This window comes from Xanthobacter wiegelii (genome assembly GCF_043193855.2).
Lineage (GTDB): Bacteria > Pseudomonadota > Alphaproteobacteria > Rhizobiales > Xanthobacteraceae > Xanthobacter > Xanthobacter flavus_A.
The window spans coordinates 4,131,286-4,158,039 of the sequence record NZ_CM195529.1 but is presented as its reverse complement, the minus strand read 5'-3'; the positions used below and the strand labels follow the sequence as shown (position 1 = coordinate 4,158,039).

At 65.9% G+C, this 26,754-nt stretch carries 27 protein-coding genes and 2 pseudogenes; 14 read left to right on the top strand and 15 right to left on the bottom strand.

Features of this window, described 5'->3' with window-relative positions:
* Positions 1 to 19: 19 nt before the first annotated feature.
* Positions 20 to 502 (bottom strand): Hsp20 family protein, encoded by a 483-nt coding sequence (locus V5F63_RS19410; protein ID WP_394100549.1) that lies wholly within the window; start codon positions 500 to 502, stop codon positions 20 to 22.
* 155 nt (positions 503 to 657) lie between these two features.
* A complete protein-coding gene (gene trxC, locus V5F63_RS19405) occupies positions 658 to 1,107 on the bottom strand; it encodes a thioredoxin TrxC (RefSeq protein ID WP_394100550.1) in 450 nt (149 codons plus the stop codon).
* Positions 1,108 to 1,285: 178 nt separating this feature from the next.
* Between trxC and V5F63_RS19400 the strand changes: the two genes are divergently transcribed.
* The 4 genes and pseudogenes from V5F63_RS19400 (at position 1,286) to V5F63_RS19385 (ending at position 3,696) form a co-directional block, all read left to right on the top strand.
* The gene (locus V5F63_RS19400) at positions 1,286 to 2,017 is read left to right on the top strand and encodes a peroxiredoxin (RefSeq protein ID WP_394100551.1); all 732 of its coding nucleotides are present in this window, start codon (positions 1,286 to 1,288) and stop codon (positions 2,015 to 2,017) included.
* 12 nt (positions 2,018 to 2,029) lie between these two features.
* Positions 2,030 to 2,320, top strand: coding sequence for a glutaredoxin family protein (locus V5F63_RS19395; protein WP_394100552.1), 291 nt, complete (start codon positions 2,030 to 2,032; stop codon positions 2,318 to 2,320).
* A 98-nt stretch (positions 2,321 to 2,418) separates the two neighbouring features.
* Positions 2,419 to 2,637 (top strand): annotated as a pseudogene (locus tag V5F63_RS19390) (hypothetical protein).
* Between the two features lie 666 nt (positions 2,638 to 3,303).
* Positions 3,304 to 3,696, top strand: coding sequence for a hypothetical protein (locus V5F63_RS19385; RefSeq protein WP_394100553.1), 393 nt, complete (start codon positions 3,304 to 3,306; stop codon positions 3,694 to 3,696).
* A gap of 243 nt (positions 3,697 to 3,939) precedes the next feature.
* Here the strand turns inward: V5F63_RS19385 and V5F63_RS19380 are convergent, their stop codons facing one another.
* The 4 genes from V5F63_RS19380 to V5F63_RS19365 form a co-directional block, all read right to left on the bottom strand.
* The gene (locus V5F63_RS19380; RefSeq protein WP_394100554.1) at positions 3,940 to 4,458 is read right to left on the bottom strand and encodes a nucleotide exchange factor GrpE; all 519 of its coding nucleotides are present in this window, start codon (positions 4,456 to 4,458) and stop codon (positions 3,940 to 3,942) included.
* 287 nt (positions 4,459 to 4,745) lie between these two features.
* On the bottom strand, positions 4,746 to 5,252 hold the full coding sequence (locus tag V5F63_RS19375; RefSeq protein WP_394100555.1) for a phosphate-starvation-inducible PsiE family protein: 507 nt from the start codon (positions 5,250 to 5,252) through the stop codon (positions 4,746 to 4,748).
* Between the two features lie 54 nt (positions 5,253 to 5,306).
* On the bottom strand, positions 5,307 to 5,657 hold the full coding sequence (locus V5F63_RS19370) for a chaperone modulator CbpM (RefSeq protein ID WP_394100556.1): 351 nt from the start codon (positions 5,655 to 5,657) through the stop codon (positions 5,307 to 5,309).
* A complete protein-coding gene (locus tag V5F63_RS19365; protein WP_394100557.1) occupies positions 5,644 to 6,570 on the bottom strand; it encodes a DnaJ C-terminal domain-containing protein in 927 nt (308 codons plus the stop codon). Before V5F63_RS19365 ends, V5F63_RS19370 begins: the two co-directional genes overlap by 14 nt.
* Positions 6,571 to 6,866: 296 nt before the next feature.
* Here V5F63_RS19365 and V5F63_RS19360 point away from each other — a divergent pair, with 296 nt between their 5' ends.
* The 3 genes and pseudogenes from V5F63_RS19360 (at position 6,867) to V5F63_RS19350 (ending at position 8,595) form a co-directional block, all read left to right on the top strand.
* The gene (locus tag V5F63_RS19360) at positions 6,867 to 7,232 is read left to right on the top strand and encodes a DUF5335 domain-containing protein (RefSeq protein WP_394100558.1); all 366 of its coding nucleotides are present in this window, start codon (positions 6,867 to 6,869) and stop codon (positions 7,230 to 7,232) included.
* 450 nt (positions 7,233 to 7,682) lie between these two features.
* Positions 7,683 to 8,296 (top strand): annotated as a pseudogene (locus V5F63_RS19355) (PDZ domain-containing protein); the annotation flags it as partial.
* A gap of 80 nt (positions 8,297 to 8,376) precedes the next feature.
* Positions 8,377 to 8,595 carry a hypothetical protein gene (locus V5F63_RS19350; protein WP_394100559.1) on the top strand — a complete coding sequence of 73 codons (219 nt, stop codon included), beginning with the start codon at positions 8,377 to 8,379 and terminating at the stop codon, positions 8,593 to 8,595.
* Between the two features lie 26 nt (positions 8,596 to 8,621).
* Here the strand turns inward: V5F63_RS19350 and V5F63_RS19345 are convergent, their stop codons facing one another.
* The 4 genes from V5F63_RS19345 to groES all read right to left on the bottom strand — a co-directional run bounded on the left by V5F63_RS19345 (position 8,622) and on the right by groES (position 14,194).
* Positions 8,622 to 10,826 carry an amylo-alpha-1,6-glucosidase gene (locus V5F63_RS19345; protein WP_394100560.1) on the bottom strand — a complete coding sequence of 735 codons (2,205 nt, stop codon included), beginning with the start codon at positions 10,824 to 10,826 and terminating at the stop codon, positions 8,622 to 8,624.
* Positions 10,827 to 10,839: 13 nt separating this feature from the next.
* Positions 10,840 to 11,955 (bottom strand): glycosyltransferase family 4 protein, encoded by a 1,116-nt coding sequence (locus V5F63_RS19340; protein ID WP_394100561.1) that lies wholly within the window; start codon positions 11,953 to 11,955, stop codon positions 10,840 to 10,842.
* Between the two features lie 242 nt (positions 11,956 to 12,197).
* Positions 12,198 to 13,826 (bottom strand): chaperonin GroEL, encoded by a 1,629-nt coding sequence (gene groL, locus V5F63_RS19335; protein ID WP_394100562.1) that lies wholly within the window; start codon positions 13,824 to 13,826, stop codon positions 12,198 to 12,200.
* 53 nt (positions 13,827 to 13,879) lie between these two features.
* Positions 13,880 to 14,194, bottom strand: a complete 315-nt coding sequence (groES, locus tag V5F63_RS19330; RefSeq protein ID WP_394100563.1) for a co-chaperone GroES — start codon at positions 14,192 to 14,194, stop codon at positions 13,880 to 13,882.
* A 333-nt stretch (positions 14,195 to 14,527) separates the two neighbouring features.
* Between groES and V5F63_RS19325 the strand changes: the two genes are divergently transcribed.
* Entirely contained in the window at positions 14,528 to 14,995 is a 468-nt protein-coding gene (locus V5F63_RS19325; RefSeq protein WP_394100564.1) for an Hsp20 family protein, read from the top strand.
* A 752-nt stretch (positions 14,996 to 15,747) separates the two neighbouring features.
* Here V5F63_RS19325 and V5F63_RS19320 read toward each other — a convergent pair.
* The 5 genes from V5F63_RS19320 to V5F63_RS19300 form a co-directional block, all read right to left on the bottom strand.
* Positions 15,748 to 16,227 (bottom strand): hypothetical protein, encoded by a 480-nt coding sequence (locus V5F63_RS19320; protein ID WP_394100565.1) that lies wholly within the window; start codon positions 16,225 to 16,227, stop codon positions 15,748 to 15,750.
* Positions 16,228 to 16,452: 225 nt separating this feature from the next.
* Complete coding sequence (locus tag V5F63_RS19315; RefSeq protein ID WP_394100566.1) at positions 16,453 to 17,370, bottom strand: SDR family oxidoreductase; 918 nt, start codon at positions 17,368 to 17,370, stop codon at positions 16,453 to 16,455.
* Between the two features lie 127 nt (positions 17,371 to 17,497).
* The gene (locus V5F63_RS19310) at positions 17,498 to 18,325 is read right to left on the bottom strand and encodes a DUF2306 domain-containing protein (protein WP_394100567.1); all 828 of its coding nucleotides are present in this window, start codon (positions 18,323 to 18,325) and stop codon (positions 17,498 to 17,500) included.
* Positions 18,326 to 18,397: 72 nt separating this feature from the next.
* Positions 18,398 to 18,865 carry a DUF2147 domain-containing protein gene (locus V5F63_RS19305; protein ID WP_394100568.1) on the bottom strand — a complete coding sequence of 156 codons (468 nt, stop codon included), beginning with the start codon at positions 18,863 to 18,865 and terminating at the stop codon, positions 18,398 to 18,400.
* Positions 18,866 to 19,206: 341 nt separating this feature from the next.
* Positions 19,207 to 20,166, bottom strand: coding sequence for an AraC family transcriptional regulator (locus tag V5F63_RS19300; RefSeq protein ID WP_394100569.1), 960 nt, complete (start codon positions 20,164 to 20,166; stop codon positions 19,207 to 19,209).
* 165 nt (positions 20,167 to 20,331) lie between these two features.
* Here V5F63_RS19300 and V5F63_RS19295 point away from each other — a divergent pair, with 165 nt between their 5' ends.
* The 6 genes from V5F63_RS19295 to V5F63_RS19270 all read left to right on the top strand — a co-directional run bounded on the left by V5F63_RS19295 (position 20,332) and on the right by V5F63_RS19270 (position 26,691).
* On the top strand, positions 20,332 to 21,648 hold the full coding sequence (locus tag V5F63_RS19295; RefSeq protein ID WP_394100570.1) for an MFS transporter: 1,317 nt from the start codon (positions 20,332 to 20,334) through the stop codon (positions 21,646 to 21,648).
* A gap of 127 nt (positions 21,649 to 21,775) precedes the next feature.
* Entirely contained in the window at positions 21,776 to 22,372 is a 597-nt protein-coding gene (locus V5F63_RS19290; RefSeq protein WP_394100571.1) for a class I SAM-dependent methyltransferase, read from the top strand.
* A gap of 176 nt (positions 22,373 to 22,548) precedes the next feature.
* Positions 22,549 to 22,890, top strand: coding sequence for a hypothetical protein (locus V5F63_RS19285; protein ID WP_394100572.1), 342 nt, complete (start codon positions 22,549 to 22,551; stop codon positions 22,888 to 22,890).
* A 62-nt stretch (positions 22,891 to 22,952) separates the two neighbouring features.
* A complete protein-coding gene (locus V5F63_RS19280) occupies positions 22,953 to 23,405 on the top strand; it encodes a (2Fe-2S)-binding protein (protein ID WP_394100573.1) in 453 nt (150 codons plus the stop codon).
* Between the two features lie 3 nt (positions 23,406 to 23,408).
* Entirely contained in the window at positions 23,409 to 25,640 is a 2,232-nt protein-coding gene (locus tag V5F63_RS19275) for a xanthine dehydrogenase family protein molybdopterin-binding subunit (RefSeq protein WP_394100574.1), read from the top strand.
* Positions 25,641 to 25,671: 31 nt separating this feature from the next.
* Positions 25,672 to 26,691: an XdhC family protein gene (locus V5F63_RS19270; RefSeq protein ID WP_394100575.1), complete on the top strand. Its 1,020-nt coding sequence runs from the start codon at positions 25,672 to 25,674 to the stop codon at positions 26,689 to 26,691.
* Positions 26,692 to 26,754: the final 63 nt, after the last annotated feature.

Below are 26,754 nucleotides of genomic sequence, written 5' to 3'. Positions count from 1 at the left end.
ACCGCGTTGACGGAAAGCCTCAGGCGGCGAGCTTCTCGGGCTCGGCCTGTCTGGCCTCGACCCTAGGCAGCGTCTCGCCAGTCGCGATCGCGATCCGGCGCGGCTTCATTTCCTCGGGAATTTCGCGCTTCAGCTCGACCGTCAGCAGACCGTTGACAAGGCTGGCGCCGACGACCTTCACATGGTCGGCAAGCTCGAAGCGGCGCTGGAAGGCACGGCCCGCAATACCGCGATGCAGATATTGCCCGTTCTCTTCAGATTCGCCGGACTTGTGGCCCGCCACAATGAGCATGTTCTGCTCCTGCGTGATGGTCAGTTCGTCCTCGGTGAAACCGGCCACCGCCATGGTGATGCGGTACTCGTCCTCACCCGTCTTGACGATGTCGTAGGGCGGCCAATTGTCGATGGACGCAACGCGCCTCGCATTCTCGAGCGCGTTCAACATTCGGTCGAAGCCGACGCTCGACCGGAACAAGGGAGAGAAATCCAAAACGGTGCTCATAGCCACATTCTCCTTTGAGCAACATGGACACACGACTTCACGGCGAACGCCGGGCGCCGTTGGCGCCCAACCGATCGCCGCCGGCCCCGGAGTGGCAGCCGGCGTTTCTTAATTTAGTTCAGCGCTTTAGCGGTTCAAGAGGCGAAGCCCCCCGATCAGCCTGGATTCGAACAGACCCCCAGGCGCTCGACCCACCCGTGCAGCGTGTTCGCGTCGGTCAAGCCGGCTTGCCGGGCTGCCACCTTGCCTTCCGAAAAGGCCAAAAGAGCCGGGATCCCCTGGACCCCATATCGGCGCGCCGCCTCAGGATTTTCATCGACATTCACCTTCGCGAACCGAGCTCTCGGCTCAATCGTTTTCGCGGCTTGGGCGAAGATCGGCGCCATCGCCCGGCAAGGGCCGCACCAGGGCGCCCAGAAATCCACGACCACCGGAATGTCGGAATTGGCGATGTGCCTCTCCAGTCGGGCGGCATCAACTTCAGCCGGCGTTCCTTGGAACAGCTTCGCGTGGCATCGGCCACACTTTGCCGCCTCGGCCGGCCGATTCACCGGCACGGCATTGATACTGTCACAGTTCGGGCAAACGACGCGACGTTTCTCCATCGACGTGATTCCTTATGCAAACACTTTCCCCTCATTTGGGGAGCGTTCGCACCGGCTACCACGAGTGGCATCTCTCAAATGCCGTCCTTATATCACCACTGCTCGTGGCGTCGTCCGGCGTTCACGGCACATCACTCAAAGGAACGAAAGGATACAGGTTGAAGAAGGAGGTTTAGCCATGGACAGCCATGCAGGCCCTTTAAATGTCCGGCCGAGCCGAATTGAGCAGCTTGAGGCTGATTTTGCTTCACTTGCGCCGCAGCTTCCCGACAGTGCCGAAAGGAAGGCTTTGTCCGTCCTTCATGGCATGGTGCAGGAGCTCTGGCGCATCCAGGTGTCCGGCAATGCGAGGCAGGTCCGGTCCGGCCCCACCATTGATGACATCGTCGATCTCCATGAACACGCGCCCCCGATGGAGGGCGATGCTGTCAACACGCCGCTTGCCGTCGGAGAACCCGCGCCCGACTTCGCGCTTCCCGACGCGAATGGCCGCACCATTCGCCTGTCCGACTATCGGGGCCGGCGTGTCGTCCTCGCCTTCTATCCGCTCGACTGGAGTCCGGGGTGCAGCCGCCAGCTCGATCTTTATCAGCACGAGCTCGATGAGTTCCGCAAGCGCGGCGCCGAGGTGATGGGCATCTCCGTCGATAGCCTTTACAGCCATGGGGCGTGGGCGGCCGTGCGCGGGCTGACCTTCCCGCTGCTCGCCGACTTCAATCCGAAGGGCGACGTCGCGCGCCGCTACAAGGTCTGGCGCGAGGCCGACGGCTTCTCCGAAAGGGCGCTCTATATCGTCGACGAGAACGGCATCATCCGCTACGCGCAGGTCTCGCCGAAGCTCCAGCACGTCCCCGACATCTACGAGTTGTTCAGCGCACTGGACCAATTGGCAACCCCTAAGGCGGCTTGAGGAGATTGGACCATGTATGCGTCAACCTACTCCCCCTTTCCGTACCGTCCGCAGGTCGCGGACGTGGCCGTCTATGGCAGCCGCTGGTGCGGCATCACCATGATGGTGCGCCGTCATCTGGACCGGGCCGGCATCCCCTATCGGTTCATCGACTGGGACCTTCATCCCGAAGCGCGCGACCAGCTCGAATGGCTGGCGGGTGGGCGGATCGGAAGCCCGACTGTGACGATCGGCGGCCAGGTGCTCGTCCAGCCGTCGCTGCGGGAACTCGACTGGGCTCTCAGCCGAGCGGGATATCGTTGAAGCACGCAATTTGACCGCGATGGCCGGCGGCCGAGATCACAACGTCTCGGCCGCGCGGTCGTCGCCCACCACGACAAGGGCACGACGGAGGACAGACAATGACCGAGGAGGAAATCACCGCCATTCTCGGGCCCGTCGACGAGATCTTGATCGCGGAGATCAACCAGACGGGAGCGACGTCCGAAGAGCTGGCGGAAGCGTGAGCGTGGCTCAACGCCGATGAGGCGCTGACCAACGAGGGGCGGCCCCATCCCTCCGGACGCGTCGGCGCGCTTGTTGAAATTCTTGAATCGATCGAGCCCGATCCGGACGCGTAACGCTCTCGCGTCTGGCCGAGCACATGGGCCTTCAGGGCTCGTCAACCACCGCTCTATGCCATGCCGGCCTTGCGTCGAGGAGGCAGACTGAAACCGTTCCCACGTTCACGTGTTTCGCGCTCGCGAATCTCCTGTGCAATCTCGAGACAGGCGAGCAATTCGACATAGCTAGGAGCGCTCCCCAGTGAGCTGAGGTGCAGGCAGCGCGTGCGATCCGCCGGCGAGAACTTAGGCCACGAAGCCTTCAATTGGTCGCTCGCCTCCCGCTCCCTGTCTAGACATATTTGTAGGTATTCCGGCTCTCGGAGAAGCTCGGCGATCCCGCGGCAAAAGGGTTCGGCACTAAAGTTCGGCACGGGTCCTCCCGCCAGCACGAGAAGCACCATGGCCGCTCCTTGCAAAGCAGACGGCATGCTACTTTATCACCTCTATGGGCGAAGCCCTTTGACGCCGCGCGAAGAGATCAGGCGGGGTTCGTCCCCCCGCTCCACTTGCGGATTTTCTTGGGGCAGCTCGTGAAGGCGGCGCTGCTCCGATCCGCTCGACGGTGACGCTTGAAATTCGTTTAGCCGTACCTAGCTCCAAAGGGACGGTGGATGGCCATCCGCCGTCGCTTTGGCACAATATGGTTTGGTGGTCCGGAGGACGAGGAAGCCTTTCCGGCCGTTGCGTGGATTCGTTGTCAAGCGCATCGAGGCCGAAGAGCGGATAACGGACGACTTCATCATTCCGGTCACCGCGAATGAGAAGCCGCAACAGGATGAGGTCGTGGCGTGGGTCAGCCCTTCCGGCCCTTTGCCAATAATACGAGAGGCTAGTAAAATGTTCACAGAGGCGGTTCTCTCCATAGTATTCGTCTCGCATATGAGCGTTGCCGCAGTATTTCCGTGGCTCGCGTTGCAGAGCATCGCGCTCAGAACCCTGCAAACTGCCCCAGTTAAAGGTCCGTCCAATCCCGCGCTGCGCGTTCCGAATTGGGAGCGACCGGTGTCGGCAGCGGAAGTCGGATCTGATCCCGACGCGCTGATCAGGGAGCCGGAAAGCAGGAAGGCTGCGTAGGCGGCGCCAACGTTTCCCAGCCGCGCTCCGCGTCTTGCGATTATGGCAACGCGCCCGTGTCGTCATGCTGCTGGCTCTTCTGCGACTACCACCCGAAGCAACTCTGACGCGGCATGGTGAGCCTCGGCCCATCCCGACCTCTGTTTGCACGACCTCCAGATCGATCCCGCTGCTCACTCGTTGCATGACCCTCGCGAAGCCTCACGTGGCTGCCGTGGGGCATTCCTCAACTGGTTGGCGATGTTAGCCATCAGATCGCATCGGCTTCGCTACTACCACTCTCGCTGGTCTCAGAAGGCGTCCATGGATAGTGAAGCCTTCTTCCAGGACCTGCATGACAGTTCCTGGCGGGTGAGATTGGTCCGCAGATTCCATCAGCGCCTCATGCAGGGTTGGATCAAAGCGCTCTCCCAGGGCAGCGATCTTCTTGATTCCAAAGCGCTCGAGGGTCTGAAGAAAAAGGCGCAACGTTGTCGTGACGCCTTCTACCAACGCGTCACTCACCTGGTTCTCCGTCCGCCTTTTCGCGTCGAGAACGCGCTGCAGATTGTCGAGAATCGGTAAGAGCTCGCGCGAGAATTCCGCTACGGCAAATTTGCGCGTCTCTTCCATGTCACGATCCGCCCGTCGCCGAACGTTCTCAGCTTCAGCCAACGCACGCAGCAGGCGATCTTGGAGCGACGCATTCTCCGCGAGCAACGTTCCGATATCTACGGCCTCGGCTGCGACTACCTCATCCTCTTTGTTGTGTGGCGACGACATGCTCGCTCCTGACCCATCTCATGAATCCCGATCCTCTGCGGCGTTCGTCAGCCGGCCTTAACAGACTGCCTTCGGCCGACCATTCGCACAGGCTAGGAACAGCCGCCCTGACAACCGTCAGTTCAGCTGTAAGGGGCGTCTGGCCGAAGTGACGCACCGCGGATCGGCCGGCGGGTCCCATTACTCGTCCGAAGGCCCTGCAGACCCAGCCCGCGCGCTGTAAAAAGTCGGGACGAACCACTGAGACCGTGGCCAAGTTCGCGCTGGATATTCGATCTACGCGTGAATCATGCGCGGTCGCGGACTTCGCGCGTGCCACTTTCGAGAACGTCGATCTGGTCCTTGCGGTCTTGTTCGCGAACCAGCCAGTAAACGGCGCCTAAGGCAGTAATGGCTGCAGCCAACGCCAAGACGTGGCTTGCTGTCGTTGTCGAAATATCAATGATGATAAACTTTCGAATCACCGCCAGCATTGCGATCAGAACAACTGCGCGGACCTGTACAACGCTCTGCTGACGCCTAACCATTATCAAGATCGAATGCTTGAACTCCAGAGCGATAATAACGGTCAGAATCATTCCGAAGACGGTTTGAAACACCGCCGGATCTGTCGGGTCGAAACTTGACAGAATGAGGCTGAACAAGACTTTGGCGGCCAAATGCCAGACAGCAGAAGCGATGACGACGATGATCAGCCCAGTCAAAGCCAGCACGACCACCTGCTCGAACTTCTCGTAGGTGCTCGCCAAATGCCATTGCGCTGTGTTGATATCCAACCGTTCGAGCAATTTCACAACCCACTCCCTCCGCACTTATGCGACAATACGATCTTCAGGGCGGCAAGCAGGTCACGGTTCGTCGTTCCCCTTCAGCAGAATGGGGCGCCGACTACGGACTCCCGCCAAGATGCGATGCTGCAGCTCGGTCGGCTGCACGCCGATCGCATCACACAATTCGCGCAGTGTCCTGCGCAGACCATGCATCTGATCGATGAGGTCCAGGATGATTGCAACGCCCTCCTCATTGACGCCCAAGTCGTTGTGCAGGTCTTGGATCAGTTGCACACGTGAGACGTCCATTTCCGAGAAGGCCCGTCCCTGCTCGGTTCGCCGGGGGCGCAGCCACCCTTCCACAACCCATGCCTCGACGGTCTCCTGACTGAGTCTCACCCGCAGCACGAACTCGTCAAAATCGAGCATTCCATTCCCCCATGCCGCGGCGCGGATTGTGGCTCTTGCCTGCGGCCCATCCTTGTACGAACCGCTCCAGTTCTGGGTCGGGCTTGTCCGGCAGAACGATCTTCAGCCTGACGTATTCATCGCCACGCGTTCCGTTTGCCCGCGGGACGCCCTTGCCGCGCAGGCGCAGAACGGTCCCGGAATTGGAGCCTTTGGGAACCCTCATCGTCACCGGCCCACCAGGCGTGGGAACTGAAATCTTGCCCCCCTTGACGGCTTCGGTAAGCGAAATAGGAAGCTCCAGGTGGATGTCGTCCCCCTTACGGGTGAAGATCGGATGGGGTTTGACGGTGATCTCGATAAAGGCATCGCCGGGCGGGCCGCCGCCGACGCCGGCGCTTCCCTTGCCGGTGAGCCGCAGTACCTGCCCGTCGCGCGCGCCCGGCGGAACGGTCACGTCCACCGTCGCGCCGTCGGCGAGGGTGACACGGCGCACCGCACCGTTGACGGCCTCCAGGAATTCCACCGGGAGGCGGTAATGCGCATCCTGTCCCCGCATTCTCAGGTTAAAGCGTCCGCCGCGCCCGAAAATGCTGGAGAACAGATCACCCTCGTCGCTGAAGTCCGAGAAACCCTCCGCCGTGGCGTAGGGATGCTCGCCGGCGCCCGCTCCGGCAAAATCCCGGTAGTAGCGCTGGCGCGGGCGCTCATGGCCCTCGGCGTCGATCTCTCCGCGGTCGAAGCGCGCGCGCTTTTCGGGATCGCTCAGCAGGTCATATGCCGCCGAGGCCGCCTTGAACTGCTCCTCGGCGTGCTTGTTGCCGGGATTGAGATCGGGGTGCAGCTTCTTTGCCAGCTTGCGGTAGGCCTTCTGGATTTCCTCCTGACTGGCCTCCTTCCTCACGCCCAGCACCCTGTAGGGATCTTCGCTCAATCAACACTCCGTCGCGGTTCGATAGAGATCTACATTCTTGCCCTGAATATGAGGAGGCTACCGGGAAGCGCAAAACCTGGTCATCGGCGAGACGAAGCCCGTCCTCATGATGAATTGCTTCGCCTATTCAGGCGGCCACGACAATGACGGTCGTCAATTCACGACCGATCTGCATCAGGCACAATGTGGTCAGCCCACAAATCACCGCGCGGCGTTTTCGGATTCCGCACGGAGGTGACACGTCGTGTCCTACCCTCCTGGAGCACCACTCGCCATAACCACACAGGAGATTCCGCATGTCCGTCCGACAACTCTCCAAGAGCGAATGGCAATCGTACTGCGATCGCGTATCTAAGGGGTTGCAGGGAAAACGGGCTCAGATCGAGGTCGCCGCACTGCCCTTGGGGGATCAAGTCGCCACCAAGTGGGTTCCGATTTTTGGTATTACCTATGATCCCAAAGACGATATCGTCGACGTCGCCCTCGAGGGCCTCGATCACCTGATCTATCGACCGCGCAGTGTGACTGTAGACGAAGGCGCCACCGGGCTTTCGAGCCTGGAGATCATCGACGGCGAGGGGCGGAAGCAAATCGTCAAGCTTGCGGAGCTGCTCATGCTTCCACCCCCGGCAGGCAGCGTCGGCCCGCCGCCCGGCCCATGACCGGGCGGCGTTCCGGCGCCGCCGGTTCCATCACGGCGTGGTCACCACGCGGACCGGCCCTAGGCGCTGCTGCACGTCGACGACCACCTGCGAGCGGGACCGGCGCAGCGTGACGTCCGCCGAACCTCCGTCGAGCACCAGATTGCGGATGGTGACCTCCTCGAGGAACGCCGGCAGGACCGGCTCGTCGAACCTGATGTGAATCCGCTCCGCTATCGAAACCGAGCCCTAGGCAAGACGGTATTCCGCTATTTCCGTGAGCAACCCTACTCGGCTCAGCTCCGTGGGGGCCTCAAACCTCGTTACGAAGGGAAGATTGAGCACCGGGCGACGCTTTCAGAGTCATTGCTGAACCGGATTGTCGAGGAGCCGGCTCGTCTCGCGACGATACGCACGGTCCTTGAGGCCTCAGCCCCAAACTTCTGACCTGCCACGGAGTTTTCATCCAGCGGCGATTCGGACTGGCTGAAGGTCGGCGACTATGTGGTTGCCATCGGCAATCCCTTGGCCTCGGCCAGACGGTGACCTCCGGCATCGTCAGCGCGCTCGGGCGCACCGGCATCAGCAATGACGGCTATGAGTACTTCATCCAGACCGACGCCTCGATCAACCCGGGCAATTCCGGCGGCGCTCTGGTGACACCGGACGGGCGGCTGGTCGGCATCAACACCGCCATACTGAGCCCGGCGGGAGGCAATGTCGGCATCGGCTTCGCCGTGCCGAGCAACATGGCCCTGGCGGTGATGAACCAGCTGGCGCACGACGGCAGGGTCCATCGCGGTCGGGTCGGTATCGCCGTTCAGGATGTCACGTCGGACGTCGCCGAAGCGTTTGGGCTGGGTGAGGTCCGTGGCGCGGTGATCGCCGGTGTCGAGCCGGGCTCGCCCGCTCAAAGAGCCGGCCTCGCGGCGGGCGATGTCGTGACAGCTGTCGACGGCCGCCCGGTTCACAGCGCCGCCAGCCTGCGCAACCGCATCGGCCTGACGCCCGCGGGCACGCGCGTAACATTGAGCGTGCGGCGCAGCGACGGTCCTCGCAATGTCAGCGTGAGGATCAGTTCCTGACGACCGTCCCGCTTACGCCGGCATAGAACTCTGCCTTCGCCGGCCAATCTCATCGAAGATGTTTCGACAGGGAGGACCTCATGAACGCCAGTGACATCGTCGCCGTGCTCGGCCCGGTCGATGAGAGCATCATTGCCGATATCCTGATGACCGGAGCCACGAGCGAGGAACTGGCGCAGGCCTGGGCCCGGCGCCAGGCCGACGAGGCCTTGATCAATGAAGGCCGACAACATCCGTCGGCACGCGTCACCGAACTCGTCGCCCTTCTTGAGGAGTTGGACGACGATGGCGAAGAGTGAGCGGGGCGGCGCCCGCCTGAGCCGCGTCAGCTCGTCGTGAGCACCCGCAAGGAGCCGCGCCGGTCGAGCACATCGACCACCACCTTTGAGCCGGAACGGCGGAGCGCGACGTCGGCAGCTCCATCATCGAGCCTGAGGTTGCGCAACGTGACCTCTCCGAGGAAGTCCGGCAGCGCGGGCTCGTCGAAGGTGATGTGCATCTGCTCCGGGTCAAAGCCGAGCCCGAGGCAAGCCTGCAGCATGTAGAGCGGGGCCGCCGCCGCCCAGGCCTGCGGCATGCAGGCGACCGGGTAGAAGGTCGGCCCGCGCGTCTGCTGGCGGGCGAAGCCGCAGAACAGCTCCGGCAGGCGGCGCAGGTCGATATAGGTCGAGGCGGCGAACAGCCCTTCGAAGATGCGCGCCGCCTCCTGCTTGAAACCATAGCGAGCGAGGCCGGCGGCGATCAGCGCATTGTCGTGCGGCCAGACCGAGCCGTTGTGATAGCTTATCGGGTTGTAGCGCGCCTCGCTGCTGGCGATGGTGCGAACGCCCCAGCCGCAGAATAGCGTCGGCCCCATCAGCGTGCTCGCCACGGCGCCTGCCCGCTCCGGCAGGGCGATGCCTGTGAACAGTGCATGCCCGGCATTGGAGCTCCTGACACGGCAAGGCCGCTTCCCGCCGTCAAGCGCCAGCACATAGGTGCCGAGCGCCACGTCGAAGAAGGCCGCATCGAAGGCGGCGCGCAACGCCTCTGCACGCCGGTCGAACCCGGTCGCACGTTCAGGGTGCCGCAGGGCGCGGGCGATATCCGCGGCCGCCCGCCAGGCGCCATAGGCATAGGCCTGCACCTCGGCAAGGGCGATCGGGCCCCGCGCTAATGTGCCGTCCGCATGGAAGACGGAATCATGGCTGTCCTTCCAGCCCTGGTTGATCAGCCCTTCCTCGGTCTGCCGGCCATATTCAATGAACCCGTCGCCGTCGCGATCGCCATGGCTCTCCATCCAGCCCAGCGCCGCCTCGATGTTCGGCCAGAGCCGGCGCAGCGTGACGATGTCGCCGGTGCGTTCCAGATAGGCGCCGCCCAGCATGACGAAGAGCGGGGTAGAATCGACGCTACCGTAATAGCGGCGGAACGGCACCTCCCTCAGTTCCGCCATCTCGCCATGGCGCACCTCGTGCAGGATCTTGCCGGGCTCGGCATCGGCCTCCGGGTCGAACTCGCTCGCCTGGTTGGCGGCGAGATGTTGCAGCACGCCGCGCGCGATAGCCGGGTCGAGCCACAGCGTCTCGAGCGCCGTGATGAGCGCGTCCCGCCCGAACACCGTGCTGAACCATGGGATGCCGGCATAGGGATATGGCCCCTCCGGCGTGTCGGTGACCAGCATGTAGAGATCGGAGACCGAGCGTCGTACCGCCTCGTTGAAGATCTCGTTGGAGGTGACGATCGCGGTCGCCCGCGAGGCGGAGGAACGCAGGGCGCGGCGCGCCTCCCTTAGCGCGCGGAGGAAGGCAGGACGCGCCGGCGCCTCGCCGACGCCGTCGCAGGCAATCTCCAGCACCACTATCCGTGCCTCGCGCGAGGCGAGGTCGAAGACGAAGCTGGCGCGGTCCGCTGTCAGTTCCTGCGGCGCCGGGTCGAAGTGCAGCATCGTCTCCCGCCGCCGTCCGTCGAGACCGAGATAGGCGAGCCTGACTCGATCCTGCGTCACCTCCGGTTCCTGCAGCGTGCCGCGCCGCGCCCGCTGCGTGCCCCGCACCTCGAACAGGTCGGCGAAGTCTGCGGCGAAGGCGAGATCGATCCGTACCCGCCGCGGCCGGTCGTCGAAGTTGCGGATGGCGATGCGCTCATGGCAGGCGCCGTTCCACAGAAAGCGCGAGCGACGCAGATGCAGGAGGTCATGCTCCAGCACCAGCCGGCCCTCGGCATCGAACAGGTCGGGATTGGTGAGGTCGCAGGTCAGCGTCGCATTGTCGTCGCGCAGCGTCGAGGACAGCAGCATCGGCCGCTGACCGGCAACCGTCAGGTAGAGATGCGAGAGATAGCGCGTGTCGCGATGATAGAGGCCCTCCGGGCTGCCCGGCCCGGAGAGCGCATCGCCATTGTGGTCGAACACGGCGAAGGTGTCGCCGTGCTTGAGCGTGCGCGGCCGCCGCTCCTGCAGCGAGGCGGCGGCCGGAATGAAGAACTGCGCCAGCGGCGTGCCCGGCGCCGGGGCATGGGCAACCGCATCCGCACCGATCGTGCCGTGCATGAGGACCTCCCGCTCAGGCGACGGCCCGCAATTCGATGCTATCGGCCAGTCCGTTGCCAGCGCCGTTTGCCATGGCCGGGATGCGCATGGCGGCGCGGCGCAGGCCAGGAAGATCACGATAGATGGCGAGATAGTCGAACGCCATCCGCTCGGCGGTGAAGCGCTCCTCAAAGGTGGCGCGTACCTCGGCTCGGTCGAGCTTGTCGACCGAGCGCACCGCTGCCACCGCCTCGTCGAGGTCGCTCACGATGAAGCCGGTGACGCCATCATCGATCACCTCCGGCACCGAGCCGTGGCGGAAGGCGATCACCGGCGTGCCGGAGGCCATGGCCTCGATCATGACCAGTCCGAACGGCTCCGGCCAGTCAATCGGGAAGAGCAGCGCGCGGGCATTACCGAGGAAATCGGCCTTCTGATGCTCATTGATCTCGCCGATGAACTCGACATTGGGATGCCGTGCCACCATGGGGCCGATCACCTCGTCCCAATAGGCCTGGTCGGCCTTGTCCACCTTGGCGGCGATCTTGAGCGTCATGCCGGCGCGGGCGGCGATCTCGATGGCGCGGTCGGGCCGCTTCTCCGGCGAGATGCGCCCCAGGAAGGCGAGATAGTTACCTTGCGGGTTCGCGGTGAAGGGCAGGACATCCTTGGGCAGGCCGTGATGCACGGTGCCGGCCCAATGCACGGGCGGCATGGGGCGGCGCTGATCGTCGGAGATGGAGACGAGCGGATAGTGTGGGAAGGCGGAATAGAAGGGCTTGAGGTCGGGCAGGTCGAGACGGCCATGCAGCGTCGTCACCATGCGGTCGGCGAAGCCGCTGGCGAGCGGGTAGTGCAGGAAGTCGACGTGGAAGTGCAGCACGTCGAACTCGTCGGCGCGGCGGCGTACCTCCTCCAGCATCATCATGTGATAGGGCAGCGGATCCCTGACCTGCGGATTGAGCCTGAGCGCCATGTCGCAGCACGGCACCAGCTCGGCTTTGGTCTTCGAATCGCCGCTGGCGAACAGCGTCACCTCGTGGCCCTGCCGGACCAGTTCCTCGGTGAGATAGGACACGATGCGCTCGGTGCCGCCATAGAGCCGTGGCGGGCAGCATTCCGCGAGCGGGGCGATCTGGGCGATCTTCATCGGCAAAACCTCCTCGTCTGAGCAAAGCGTTGACAATGAGCATGCGTCGGAGAGGTGCTGCGGCCACCCCATAGGCATGGTCCGCGCCTCGTCGTCGGAGTCACCCGTTCACAATCCAGATCCGGGGACCTCCATTTCGGTTGATCAGAAGTCGCGACGCCTCGTCCAAGGCGAGCGGGTGATCGAGCGGGAGCGTGGTTGGGCTGGCAGCGAGGCCCGGATCACCTCCGGGCCCCGCCTCGTTAGAAATCCATGCCCGCGCCGGCGGGAACGGCGGGGGCCGCTTCCTTCTTCGGCTTCTCGGCGACCAGAGCCTCGGTGGTGATCAGCAGCGAAGCGACCGACGCGGCATCCTGAAGCGCCGTGCGCACGACCTTCGCCGGGTCGATCACGCCATTGGCGACGAGATCCTCGTAGGTGCCGGTCGCCGCGTTGTAGCCCCAGTTGTAGTCGTCCTTCTCCAGCAGCTTGCCGACGATCACCGAGCCATCCTCGCCGGCATTGCTGGCGATCTGCCGTGCCGGCGTCTGAATGGCGCGGCGGACGATGGCGACGCCGGCCTTCTGGTCTTCATTGGCCGGCTCAACGGAATCGATCGCCTTCAGCGCGCGCAGCAGGGCGACGCCGCCGCCCGGCAGGATGCCTTCCTCGACCGCCGCGCGGGTGGCGTGCAGCGCGTCGTCCACGCGGTCCTTCTTCTCCTTGACCTCGACCTCGGTCGCGCCGCCGACGCGGATCACCGCGACGCCGCCCGCGAGCTTGGCCAGGCGCTCCTGCAGCTTCTCGCGGTCGTAGTCCGAGGTGGTCTCCTCGATCTGCGCCTTGATCTGCGAGGTGCGGCCCTCGATCTCCTCCTTCGACCCCGCTCCGTCGACGATGGTGGTGGTCTCCCTCTCGATCACCACCTTCTTGGCACGGCCGAGCTGGGCGAGGGTGACGTTCTCCAGCTTGATGCCGAGGTCCTCGGAGATCACCTGGCCGGCGGTGAGGATGGCAATGTCCTCGAGCATGGCCTTGCGGCGATCGCCGAAGCCGGGCGCCTTCACCGCCGCGACCTTGAGGCCGCCGCGCAGCTTGTTCACCACGAGGGTGGCCAGGGCCTCGCCCTCGACGTCCTCGGCGATGATCAGCAGCGGCTTGGAGGTCTGCACCACCGATTCCAGGAGCGGCAGCATGGCCTGCAAACCGGACAGCTTCTTCTCATGGATCAGGATGTACGGATCCTCGAGCTCGACCCGCATCTTCTCGGTGTTCGTCACGAAATACGGCGAGACATAGCCGCGGTCGAACTGCATGCCTTCGACCACCTCAAGTTCGGTGGCGGCGGTCTTGGCTTCCTCGACGGTGATCACGCCTTCATTGCCGACCTTCTGCATCGCCTCGGCGAGGAAACGGCCGATCTCGGTGTCGCCATTCGCGGAGATGGTGCCGACCTGGGCGATCTCGTCGTTGCGCGTCACCTTGCGCGCACGGGTCTTGAGATCCGCCACTACGGCGTCCACCGCGAGGTCGATGCCGCGCTTGAGGTCCATCGGGTTCATGCCGGCGGCTACCGCCTTGGAGCCTTCCTTGACGATGGCCTGGGCCAGCACGGTGGCGGTGGTGGTGCCGTCGCCGGCGAGGTCGTTGGTCTTCGAGGCCACTTCGCGCACCATCTGCGCACCCATGTTCTCGAACTTGTCCTCGAGCTCGATCTCCTTGGCGACGGTGACTCCGTCCTTTGTGATGCGGGGAGCGCCGAAGCTCTTCTCGATGACGACATTGCGGCCCTTCGGGCCGAGCGTCACCTTCACCGCATTGGCAAGCGTGTCCACGCCGCGCAGCATCTTCTCGCGCGCCTCGGACGAGAACTTCACTTCCTTGGCAGCCATGATCCTGTCCTCCTTCCTGGATTGCTATGGCTCACGATCTCAAGGGATACCGGTCAGGCAGCTTTCCTGGCCGTCTCGCTCCGTTCGATCACGCCGAGAATGTCGCTCTCCTTCATGATGAGCAGCTCCTCGCCGTCGATTTTCACCTCGGTGCCGGACCACTTGCCGAACAGCACGCGGTCGCCGGACTTCACGTCGAGCGGCACCAGCTTGCCGGCCTCGTCGCGCGCGCCGGGCCCGGCGGCAACGACCTCGCCCTCCTGGGGCTTTTCCTTGGCGGTGTCAGGAATGATGATGCCGCCGGCCGTCTTCTCGAGGGCCTCGATGCGGCGCACGACGACACGGTCGTGCAGCGGGCGGAAATGCATGCAGATCCTCCTGGTGCAGGGCAGCGATGTCATGAACTCGGCGCCTGGGCACACGAGCGGCATGGAGCTAGGAAGGTCGCGTTTCTCGTTCAAGAGGGTACGGGAAAATTTTTGTCACTCGGCGACCTTGAGTGCCAATGAGCTGAAAACAATAGCGAATATCGAACCGGGCTGACGCGGTGGGAGGTGGACGAGAATTTTTACCCCCCTCTTGAACGAGATTTTTTCGCTCCCCAGATCGCTTGTTGCCGGGGCCTGAAAGGACCGGCGCATGGCGCCCGTGGCAAGGCTGCGGGCGGCTTGTGCCCATGTTGCTCAGTGGAGGATGTGGCTATGAGAACCTTCGACTTTGCTCCCTGTTATCGTTCCACCGTCGGCTTCGACCGGCTTTTCGATCTCATCGATACTGCGGCGGCCCCGCGTCCGGACTGGCCGCCCTACAATATCGAGAAGACCGGCGAGGACGCCTACCGGATTTCCATGGCCGTTGCCGGCTTCCGTCCCGACGAGGTCGAGCTCACGCAGCAGGCAAATACGCTGGTCGTCACTGGCAAGAAGACGGCGGACGCAAACAACCGCCAGATGCTGCACAAGGGCATCGCCTTCCGCAATTTCACGCAGACTTTCAATCTCGCCGACTATGTGAAGGTGTCCGGAGCAACGCTCCAGGACGGCCTGCTGTCGGTCGATCTCGTGCGCGAGGTGCCGGAACGGCTGAAGCCGCGCCGCATCGAGATCGCGTCCGCAGGCCTGCCGGCCGAGAGCAATGTCAGGCAGATCGAGCAGGCCAGGGCGGCCTGATTTTTCCCGCCCAAAGAGCCTGCATCCCGCCTCCCGGAATTCGCCGGGAGGCGGGCCTGTGGAGGATTGGAGATGCTGCACGAAATAAATGTAAGCACCGGGATTCTTCCAACTCGCGTGCCATGGGGCGACCCGCGCTCGCCGGGAGAGGTCCTGGCCGACCCAACCATGAGCACGGGGTCAAAGCGGGCACTCCTCGCGTCATGGGCCTCGGATCGGTATGCCGTCCCGAACCGGCCGGACCTTCGCCGCCCGGAGACAGGAAAGATCCTGGTCCTCTCCGACATACTCGAGGCGCTGCAAGCTCTGGACGAGGTGACCGATCTTCAGCAGATAGCGCCGCACCGAAGCTCCCGCCCATCCTCTGAAGGGACCGGTGCTGCCGGCATGTAAGGTCAGAACGTTCCGGATGGCAGCTCGCTTTGGCTGGAGCCGGTGCCTGTCCGTAGTTGCTTATCGCGTGTCTTGGTCTGCCCGCCTGAAAAGTGGTCCTCCCTGAAGAAGGCTTTTTGAGCCTTTGAGGTCGTTTGTCGAGCGGCGTTCCCGATTTCATCGCGGCGGTGGCCGCTATCGCGCGTCATCCACCCGCGGGTAGCAACCGCTCAAATCGAAGCTTTGAAAAGCTGAAGAGCGGGGAGGCTTTGCTCCACCCGTACTGCCAACCACTAGTTGGTTTGGCGCGCTGACGTGGATGAAAGTGAGAACTACGTCTTCGCTGCAGCTCTCTAGGATGCGAACGCCAATTTGACGGATCACGACTGGCGTAGGGCCCAGTTCGAATCTCTCTCGCTCCGCCATTTCAGTCCCAAACCGGGCACGCCGAGCTTAGCCGATTTCCCTCCCGAGACGGCAGCCAGCTTTCTGAGCAGGTCTCCCTTCGATCCGATGATGCGGACGTCCTTCGCTCCGACCTCCACGCGCTGAGCCAAGGCGCGCAAATGATCGCGGCGGTAGCCGCCGCCTTCGATGCGCATGCGCTTGCGGGCAATGTCGGCGAAGCGCGCGACCATAGCGGGGGTGACGGCGTCTTCGCCCGAGGTCGCGAGAGAGGTTTGCGCGCGAGCTGCATCGGCCTCCGCCTGGTTACGGATCGCCTTCAGCCCGTCGATGCGCTCCTTCAGCGCCGGATCGGTGATGTCGGCGGCGCCGGCGTCGGCGTCATAGAGCCGATCGAGCAGGTCGACCGGCAAAATGACGTCTGCGCCCGCCGGCAGGCCGTCGAGCGGCTCCATGGTGCGGTGCCGATGATCGCCGCGGTGATCAACGCCTCGACCGCGCGAAGACTTGCCTCGGTACAGTCGGGCGCCACCGTTCGCGTCTTGAACGAGGCCCTGGGTACTGGAGGTGGCGCTGAATCACGTGATCCCGATCGTGCCCGTCCGTTGCCGACGGCCTCATCGCAGCGAACGGCTCGGGGCGCGACGTCGACATGGCCGCCGGAGCGCCAGGCACGATCTTCAGCCGAACCTCACGCCGGCAAGAGCCTCGGACAGTTCCCAGAGCCTCCCGGCAACGGCTGCATCGAGCGCCTGCGGGGGAGGCGCTTCTTCGACGGGATAGCCGCGTGTTCCCCACAGGCGATCGGGTCCATAATGCGCCCCGTCCCGGGCTGCCGGGTCACTGGCGGCAAACAGCGTCGGCAAGGCGCCCTGCGCCGCGGGCTGGAACAGCAGGCGGAAGGCCCGGCGCAAAAGATAGACACTGGGGGTGGGACCGCCGGGCGTGTTGAACAGAAGATCGGTGCGCGAGAGCCCCGGGTGCGCCGCCAGGCTCTGCACGCCCCAACCAGCGACCTTGCTGCGCCGGCTTAGCTCGAACGCGAACATGATGCAGGCCAGCTTCGACTGGGCGTAGACGTGAAAGGCGCGGTAGCTGCGCTGCGCCTGCAGGTCGTCGAAATCGATCGCTCCCCGGCGCGCCGCGATGCTGCCCACGGTGACGACGCGCGGCTGGCGCCCCTTCCTCAGCAGCGGCAGCAGCTGCGCGGTGAGCGCGAAATGGCTGAGATAATTGGTGCCGAACTGCAGCTCGAAGCCGTCGCGCGTCTCGCGCCGCTGCGGAGGGGTCATGACGCCGGCATTGTTGATCAGCAGGTCGAGGCTGTCCTGCTCGCCCGCGAGCCGGGCGGCGAAGCTGGCGACTGAGGCGAGGCTGGCGAGGTCGACCTCGCCGAACCGCACCTGCGCCCCGGGAACCGCCTGCCGGATCGCGGCCAAGGCCGCCGCCCCCTTGGCCGGGTTGCGCCCGGCGACCACCACGCGGGCGCCGGCGCGGGCGAGGGCCAGCGCGTCCTCATAGCCGAGCCCGCCCGTGCCGGTGACGAGGGCCGAGCGGCCATGCTGGGGGGGAATGTCCCGGGTGGTCCAACGTGTCATGGTCGATCCTTGCTGGTTCGGGAGAGCCGGCGGCGGTCGGGTCGGCGCAGAGTGCCTGCGGTGCGCCGAACTGCCATGCCGGAACGCGCAGAAAACGTGCCTATTTCTCCAAATGGGGAAGGCGCGGTCAGGAGAGGGCGTCGAGGATTCGTGGCGCCCAGGCGCGGGCGGTGAAGGTTGCCGTCATCACCCCGATCAGCACGGTCGCGAGCAGCAGCAGCGCGATGGCTGCCCTGTTGGCCAAGGCGCTCCGAGGGGCGCCGCGCATGCGCAGGACGATCTCGGCGACGGCAAGGTTGGGGAGGTAGAAGAAGAACACCATGACCGCATCGAACCAGCCGGAGAAATCGGCCCCACGGCCCAGGCTGCCGAACAGCAGGAACCAGAGGCCGTATTCCATCCGGTAGAGCCACGAGCCGATGGTCAGCGCGAACAGGCGGATCGCCCAGGCCCGGTGCTGCGCCAGGCGCCGGGCGCGGGCATGGGCGTAGGTGAGGGCGGCGCACAGCACCATCAGCGCGCCATAGAGGCCGAAGCCGACATCCATCAGGGGGCCGCCGATCGTGCCGCTGGTGAGGATGAAGCCGAGGCCCCCCAGCCCCGCCGCGCCGGCCGAGACGACATAGAGACGGCCAAGCCAACGGTGGAGGGCGGGCGCGGCCCGCCGCACCGGGCCGATCAGCTGGATCGGCCCGAGCAGCAGCAGCACGCCGCCGGTGAAGAAATGCGCGCCGATGGCGAGCGTCGCCAGTGGCGTGCCGGCATCATAGAGACCCGGCAGCGCCCGGTTCCAGCGCTCGCCCATGCCGGCGGCGAGCGCGCCACCGAAGAAGACGACGATGTAGGTGGCGAAGATCGCGCCGCTGATCCAGCTCACCGCGATGAGCGCGCCGGCGCTCCAGCGCCGCGCAGTACCGAGACGGTCGGGCGACAGGTTCTGATGGGCTGAATTCATGGGCACTGCGCTTGCAAAGAGAGCCAAGGAGAGGCGAGACCCTTGCCTCGGCGAAGGGCCTCGGGCCGGGCGTCACCGCACCCGGCGGAAGACGATGGTCTGGCCGAGCAGCGGCGCGCCCATATAGGCCCGCACCTCCATTTTCTCTCCCACCAGCTCGGCCTGCACCGACATGGTGCGCCCGGTGAGGCCGCTGTAGAAATTGCCGTCTTCCCAGCGGCGGTCGCGCGCGTCCCAGGTGAGATTGGAGACGAAGACGATGCCTTCCAGCGAGCGTCCGCGCAGGGCGGGATCGGGATTGAGCGTGTCCTTCTTGAAGGTGGTGCCGTCGGCCTCCATCAGTTGCCGGCCATAGAGCATGCGGGCGGCATAGCTGCCGCCGGCATCGAACATTTCCAGCTTGATGGCGCCGTTCTCGGCCTCCCAGACACCGACGATCTGGTCCGGCGCGGCGGCCTGCGCGGCGGCTTCGACAGCGGCGAGGGCGAGGGCCGCGGCGGCGGCGGCGGCCAGCAGGCGTCCCTTGAAGGCATTGGACATGACGGTCTCCTGTGGAGAGAGGGGGCGCGGGCGACGATCGACAGCACGTCGCCTCGGCGTGGGAATGGCCGGGCCCGGCGTCCATGCGCCGCGAGCGTGCCCGGTGGCGCGCCGCCTCTCCTCCGCGAGAGGCCGGCGGCGATGGGCGGCCATCGAGGCGGGACGCTACCTGTCGGCCGCCCCGGGATGAATGCCGGAACGCGCAAAAAATCTGCCCGATCCTCCAAACGCCCCGGCGGGAGGGCGGCTGGCGCGTTGTCGGCCCGATTCAAAAGAAAGCCCCGCCGCCAGGCCACGGAGGGCTGACGACGGGGCGTTTTCGGCGCGAAGCGGCGCGGTCTTCAGGCGGCCGGGGCGGCCGGGCCCATCGGGGACACCGGACCGGTCGGCATGTCCCGGCCGGTGAGAGAGCGGTACAGGCGATGCTGGTTCAGCACGTCGCGCTTGGGCGCCACGCCGAACATGCGGGAATATTCGCGGCTGAACTGCGAGGCGCTCTCATACCCCACCGTGTAGGAGGCCGCCGCCACGCTGGCGGCGTTCGCCACCATCAGCCGGCGCGCCTCCAGCAGGCGCAGCTGCTTCTGGTACTGCAGCGGCGTCATCGCGGTGAGCGCCTTGAAGTGCTGATGGAAGGAGGAAAGGCTCATATTCACCGCTTCCGCGAGCTGTTCCACCCGCATGGGCTGGGCGATGTTCTCGCGCAGCAGGTAAATCGCCTTGGCCACGCGCTGAGTATTGGACGCGGGCAAGGACAGCTTGCAGATTTCCGCGCCGTGCGGCCCGCTCAAAAGCCAGTAGCAGACGTCGTGCATGACCGAGGGGTAGAGGATGGGAACCGCCTTCGGGTTGTCCGCCAGCCGCACCAGGCGCTGGATACATTCGGCGAGCGGCTCGTCGATCTGCGCGACGAAGGCGCAGGGGCGGCTGCTGGCGGCCAGAGCGGGACGCTCCTCCATCCGCTCGATGATGTCGTGGATCACCGCGATGTCGAGATCGAGCGTGATCCCGACGAAGGGCTCCGTCTCGCTGGCCTTCACGATCCGGCCCGTGCCGGGGAGCGCGACGCTCACGACCAGGCATTCCATCACGCCATAGTTCAACGTCTCGCCGCCGAACAGTATCTGCTTGGCGCCCTGCAGGACGATGCAGAGCGAAGGCTGATAGATCTTACGGTGCGGCATCACCTCCTGGAAGGACCGGATGATGTTGAAACCCGGCATGGCGGTCGGGAACAGGCCCTGTCCGCCGCCCTTGCTCTCGATATGCGCGGTGACGGCCTCAAGGAGTGATGATGGCACACAGGCCTCCGGTTCGTTTGGCAACCTGCCGCACCGGCCTCGCGCCCCGGATGGCGGCGCCGAGCCTGCAGGAATAGGCAAGTTTATTGAGCGTTCGGGCATTCTGATCATCGGCCACTCCTTCTAGCCTATTGCTGCGAACATAAGCTGAGGAGTCTGCCCAGAATGACGGAAACGGCTGTGAAATCAATAGATGGAATAAAGGAACTCTCCTACCCATCCGCCGAATCCGGTAGCGAATACGTGAGTGGGTGGCAGATCTATGCTATACTTTTGACACTTTTCCTGGTGAGCGCGATCTCACAGGCGGATCGCATCCTGCCCTTCATTATGGCGGAGGCGATCAAGACAGAGCTTTCGCTGAGTGACACACAGGTCGGTTTGCTCACCGGCATACCCTTCGCGATCTGCTACACGCTCCTGTCCCTGCCGCTGGGCCGGGCGGCCGATCGCGGCTCGCCTCGCACGGTGCTCGTGCTCTGCCTCCTCGCCTGGAGCGCGATGACGGCGCTGGGCGGGGTAGCCGCGAGCTTCCTCGTCCTGGCGCTTACCCGCTTCGGCGTCGCCTCGGGCGAGGCCGGCGCCTTCCCGGCCGGCCATGCCATCATCGCCCGCAAGATCAGGCCCGAGCGGCGCGGGCTGGCGATCGGGCTTTTTGCCATGGGCCTGCCGCTTGGCTCCATGGTGGGCTTCGCCGCCGGCGGCGCCATCGCCGACCAGCTCGGCTGGCGCGCGGTGCTTGTCGGCGCGGGCGCCATTGGCGGGGTGATCGCCCTCCTGGTTCTCTTCGTCATCGGCCCGACGCCGCCGCTTCGGGCGAACACGGCCGGCGGCGAGTCGTTCCTGCGCTCCTGCGCCCGGCTGCTGGCGGGGCCCGCCTTCCGCTGGCTGTTCGTTGGCGCCATTGCGGTGGGCTTCGCGTCGGCACCGTTCTACGCCTTTGCCGCGCCATTCCTCATCCGCATCCACGGTTTCACTGCCGGCGAGGCGGGGCTCGCCTTCGGGCTGCTGCAGGGGCTGATGGGCATTGCCGGCACCGTGATCGGCGGGCGGATGTTCGACCGGGCGGTTCAGTCCGGTACCGGCCGGGTGCTGGGGCCGCCGGCCTATCTGTTCCTCCTGGCCAGCGTGACCACCACCGCGGCGTTGTTCACGCCGATCGGCTGGCTGTCCGTCGCCCTGCTGGTGCCCGGCATGCTGTCCTTCGCCTTCATGCTGCCCTGGGCCTTCGGCGCCGCGCATCTCGTCGCCGGCAAGGGCAGGGAAGCGCAGGCCACCAGCATTGTCATGGTCGGTTCCGGCCTCATGGGGCCGGCGCTGGGGCCGCTGATCGTCGGCCTTATCAGCGATGCGGCCGCAGCCGCGCAGATTCCCGACGGGCTTGCCCTCGGCATGCTCGTCGCCCCGGTGGCGAGCGTCGCCACCGCCCTCGCGATGCTGGTTGCCAACCGGCACATTGCCGCCCGCTTCGGCCGGCGCTGATCGGCGCGGCCCTCCTTTTCACCTCCCACAACCCGATCGCCACGCGCCTCGAGCGCCGGCGATCCCCTGTGCCCAAGGCGGTCCCACGGCCGGCCGAGGATGCCAGGCACCAGAGGCAAGACCCCTCATGCATCAACAGCCCATCGCCGAGACCCTCACCTTCTTCCAGGCGTGGCTCCGCAGCCCGCTACGGGTTGCCGCCATCGCTCCCTCGGGCCGCGCGCTGGCAAGCCTCATCACAAGCGACATCTCCCGCGAGACCGGGCCAGTGATCGAACTGGGCCCCGGCACCGGCGCCTTCACCCGCGCCCTGCTGGCGCGCGGCGTCCGCCAGCAGGACCTCGCCCTGATCGAAGCCGGCTCGGAATTCGCCATTGCGCTTCAGGCCCGCTATCCCGCGGCGCGCACGCTCTGGATGGACGCTGCCCGCCTCCGGACCGTGGAGCTGTTTGACGGACAGCCGGCGGGGGCGGTGGTCAGCGGCCTGCCGCTCCTCTCGATTGCCCCACGCAAGGTCATGGCCATCCTGCTCGGTGCGTTCGCCAAGATGCGGCCGGACGGGGCGTTCTACCAGTTCACCTATGGCCCGCGCTGTCCCGTGCCTTCGCGCGTGCTCGACCATCTCGGAATCACAGCCGAGCGCGTCGGTGGCACGCTCGCCAACCTACCGCCGGCGTCCGTCTACCGGCTGCGGCGGAGCGCGCCGGACGGATCGCAATTGTAGCAATTCGTATGTGCGCCCGCCGCTGCGACAGGTCACGACAAAATCGCGGTCCGGCTGCGCAATCTGCGCGACAAGTTCCCGCTAGCCTTCCTCGGTATCGGACGGCGAAGCGCATCCTCCTTCGTCGTCCCGCGACGGGCGCCACCTCCGCAGGCGGCGCCAGAGGGGGGAGCGTCATGACCACGCGAGACAACGATCAGGAGCCGGACGACATCCGGCGCCGCGCGGCAGGGGTCCATATCGGCGAGGCCCTGCCGGCGGGAGGGGCGCTCTGCGCGCTGGCCATCGGCCTGATGGTGCTGATGCCTGGCATCGCCTCGGAGGCGCGCAGAGCCCCGCCAGCCACCCCGGCAACCTTTCGGGCGTGCACGCCCGCCCTTCTGCCCGATGACGGGGAGACATGGCTGGAACCCGGCAAGCCGAGCGCGCCGCAGCCGGCATGCGGCGCGCCGGCGCGCACGATGCGGCTCGTCGAGGAGGCGAGCCGCCCCGGCGCAGGAAGCCAACGGCTCCACTAGACCACCGGACCACGAGCCCGGTTGCCCGTCCCACACCTCCAGATGAACCCCAGGGAAGCACCATGACCGCGTTTACCATCAACGGGCGAGCCGTCGAGGTCGCCGCCGAACCCGATACGCCGCTTCTGTGGGTGATCCGGGACACGCTGAAACTCACCGGCACCAAATATGGCTGCGGCATCGCGGCGTGTGGGGCCTGCATCGTCCATGTCGATGGCGAGCCGATGCCCTCCTGCCAGACGCCGCTGGAGATGGTGGCCGGCCGGCAGGTGACGACGATCGAGGGGCTCTCCCCCGATTCCAGCCATCCGCTGCAAAAGGCGTGGATCGCCGAACAGGTGCCGCAATGCGGCTACTGCCAGTCCGGCCAGATCATGCGGGCGGCCGGGCTGCTCGCCAGCAATCCGCGCCCCAGCCGCGAGGAGATCGTCGCGCATATGGACGGCAATCTGTGCCGCTGCGGCACTTATGACCGCATCGTCAGCGCCATCGAGCGCGCGGCTCAGGAGGGCTGACCCATGCTGACCACGCTCCAGCCCCACACCACCGCCCTGTCCCGGCGCAGCTTTCTCGTCACGCTTGGCGGCGCCGGCGTCGCCGTGGCCCTTGGCGGCCTCGTTCCCTCTGCGCAGGGCGCCACCGGGAGCGTTGCCAGCGGCACGGCTGCCGCCGAAGGCCTCGCGCTCAATGCCTGGGTGACGATCGCCCCGGACGGAACCGTCACCCTCGTCTCGCCCGCCGCCGAAATGGGACAGGGGGTGAAGACCGCCCTGCCGCTGCTCATCGCCGAGGACATGGATGCCGACTGGGACAAGGTGCGCGTCGTGCAGTCGGCCTCCGACGCCGAAACCTACGGCAACCCCGGCTTTTACGGCATCCAGCTGACCGGCGGCAGCGAGACGGTGCGCGGCTATTACCAATTGCTGCGCCTTGCCGGTGCGCAGACGCGAAAGGTTCTTCTGGCCGTGGCCGCCACGCAGCTCGGCGTGCCGGTGGGCGAACTCGCGACCGAGCCCGGCCGTGTCGTGCATGCCGGCAGCGGGCGTACGCTCTCCTATGGCGAAATCGCTGCTCTCGGCGTGCTTCCCGATCCGCTGCCGCAGGCGAGCGAGGCGGACCTGAAGCCGGCCGACCAATGGCGCTATATCGGCCGCGGCGATGTCGACCGCGTCGACGTTCCCTCCAAGGTCAACGGCACCGCGCAGTTCGGCATCGACATCGACCTGCCGGACATGCTGCATGGCGCCGTACTGCGCCCGCCCGTGCCAGGCGAGCGGCCGGAGCGCATCGACGACGCGGCGGCGAAGGCGGTGAAGGGCATCACCCGCATCGTGCCGCTGTCCTATGGAATCGGCATCATCGGCGAGAGCACCGATGCGGTGCGGCGGGCGAAGGAGGCGCTGGTCGTCACCTGGAGCACCTCCTCGCGGGCACGCGCCTATGACAGCGCGGTGCTGGCGGACGCCTATCGCGACATCGGCCGTGATCTCACCCAGCACGGCGTGCCCGCCCGCGCCGAGGGCGACGCCCCCGCCGCCATCGCCAGCGCCACGCGGGTGATCGTCGCGGATTATCTGACCGATCTCGTCTATCACGCGCCGATGGAGCCGATGAACGCGACGGCGCTTGTAATCGGCGACCGGGTCGAGGTGTGGGCGCCCACGCAGGGACCCACGGGGACGCAGGGCTTCGCTGCCGATGCGGCAGGCACGACCCCGGACAAGGTGACGGTGCACACGACCCTGCTTGGCGGCGGCTTCGGCCGCAAGGCCGAGGCCGATTTCATCATCGACGCGGTGCTGCTCGCCAAGGAGGTGGAGGGACGTCCGGTCAAGATGATCTGGAGCCGCGAGGACGATGTCCAGCACGGCAAGTATCGGCCGCTTGCCGCCCAGTATGTCGAGGTGGGTCTCGACGCGTCCGGCTCCGTGGTCGGCTGGCGCCACCGTGTCGTCGCCGACTCCATCTTCGCCCGCACCCTGCCGGAGATGTTCAAGAGCGATGGCGGGCTCGATACCGTCGTCACCGACGGCACGATCTTCAATTACCGTGTCCCCGCCCATCTGGTGGAGTACATCCGGCAGGACAGCGGGCGCGATGTCGGCTTCTGGCGCGCCGTCGGCTATGGGCAGAACAATTTCGGCGTGGAGTGCATGATCGATGAGGTGGCGGCCGCCAGCGGCGTCGATCCGGTCGCGCTGCGGCTGCAATTGCTGAGCGACCAGCCGCGGGCGCGCAAGGTGATCGAGACGGTGGCCGGGCTGGCGAAGTGGTCAAGGCCGCGCGAAGGGCGGGCACTCGGCCTCGCCTATACCGACGCCTTCGGGGCGCATTGCGCCGAGGTCGTCGAGCTGTCGCTGGACAGGGAGAGCGGCGAAATCCGGTTGCACGAGGTGTGGTGCGTGATCGATCCGGGCGTGGCCATCCAGCCCCGCAACATCGAGGCGCAGGTCGCCGGCGCCATCGTGTTCGGCGTCAGCCACGCGCTCTATGAGCAGATCAACATCGTCGCCGGCGAGGTGCAGGAAACCAATTTCGATAGCTACCGCATCCTGCGCATGTCCGAGATGCCGCGCATCCATGTCGTGGTGACGCCGACGCCGGAGAACAAACCGGCTGGCATCGGCGAGGTCGGCCTGCCGCCGATTGGTCCCGCCATCGCCAATGCGGTGGCCCGCCTGACCGGCGGCGTGCGGTTGCGCCATTACCCGTTCCTGCCGGATCGGGTGAAGGCCGCGCTCGCCGGCTGACCGGGGCCCCTCAGACCCAAGGGATCACGACATGCAGATGTCTGACGGCAGCTGGGACCCGTTCGACGACTATGTCATCGACTTCGCCCTTGCCCGCCTGCGGCAGGGCGAACGGGTCGCGCTTGTGACGCTGTTTTCAATCGACGGCACGTCGCCGCGCCCGCTCGGCGCGCAGATGGTGGTCACGGCCAGCGGGGAGAGCATCGGCTATCTCTCCGGAGGCTGCCTGGAGCGCGCCGTGATCGCCGAGGCCGTCGACGCCATCGCATTGGGCGAGAACCGCCTGGTGCGGTACGGCAAAGGCTCGCCCTACCTCGATATCCAGCTGCCCTGCGGCAGCGCGATCGAGCTGTTTTTCGACGTCACGCCATGCCCGGACGACCTCGACGAGGTGGATCGCGCCCGCCGCGCGCGCCGCGAGAGCGCGGTGCGGATCGGACCGGTGGACGGGACGGGACGGGTGCTCACCCGCCATTACCGCCCGCGACCCCGGCTCCTCGTCGCCGGCACCGGCGCGGCGGCGGTTCAGCTGCTGCGGCTGGGCCGGATCAGCGGCTTCGAGACCGAACTGCTCTCGCCGGACGCGCCGACGCGCGCGGCCTGCGCTCGGGAGGGGTTGAACGCCCGGCCCATTTTCGGTACCGGCCACGCCCGCGACTTCGCCGCCGACTTCCGCACCGCTTTCGTGCTGACGTTCCACGATCACGATTGGGAAGGTGAGTTCCTGCCTGCGGCGCTGGCAAGCGAGGCCTTCTATATCGGCGCGCAAGGCAGCCGGATGGTCCATGCCAAACGCCGGCAAAGGCTGCGCGAGGCCGGCTTCGGCGACGACGACATAGCGCGCATTCGCGGCCCGGCGGGACTGTTTCACGGGGCGAAGAGCGGGGGCGCTCTGGCGGTTGCCATCCTCGCAGAGATCCTGGAGGCCGAGCAGAGGACGTTTTCCTCGCTCGTCACGCCTGGCTCGGCACACGCCGGGCAGAGCTATTCCGTCGCCCGCCCGCGCGGCCGGGAGGATTGGTCGAGCAGGCCGGGAAACCGGATCGAATAGCGCTGCTTCGAGGCTCCATTTGGCCCTGCAGGGCAGCAAGAGGCTGTCGATCCGCGAGCCGAA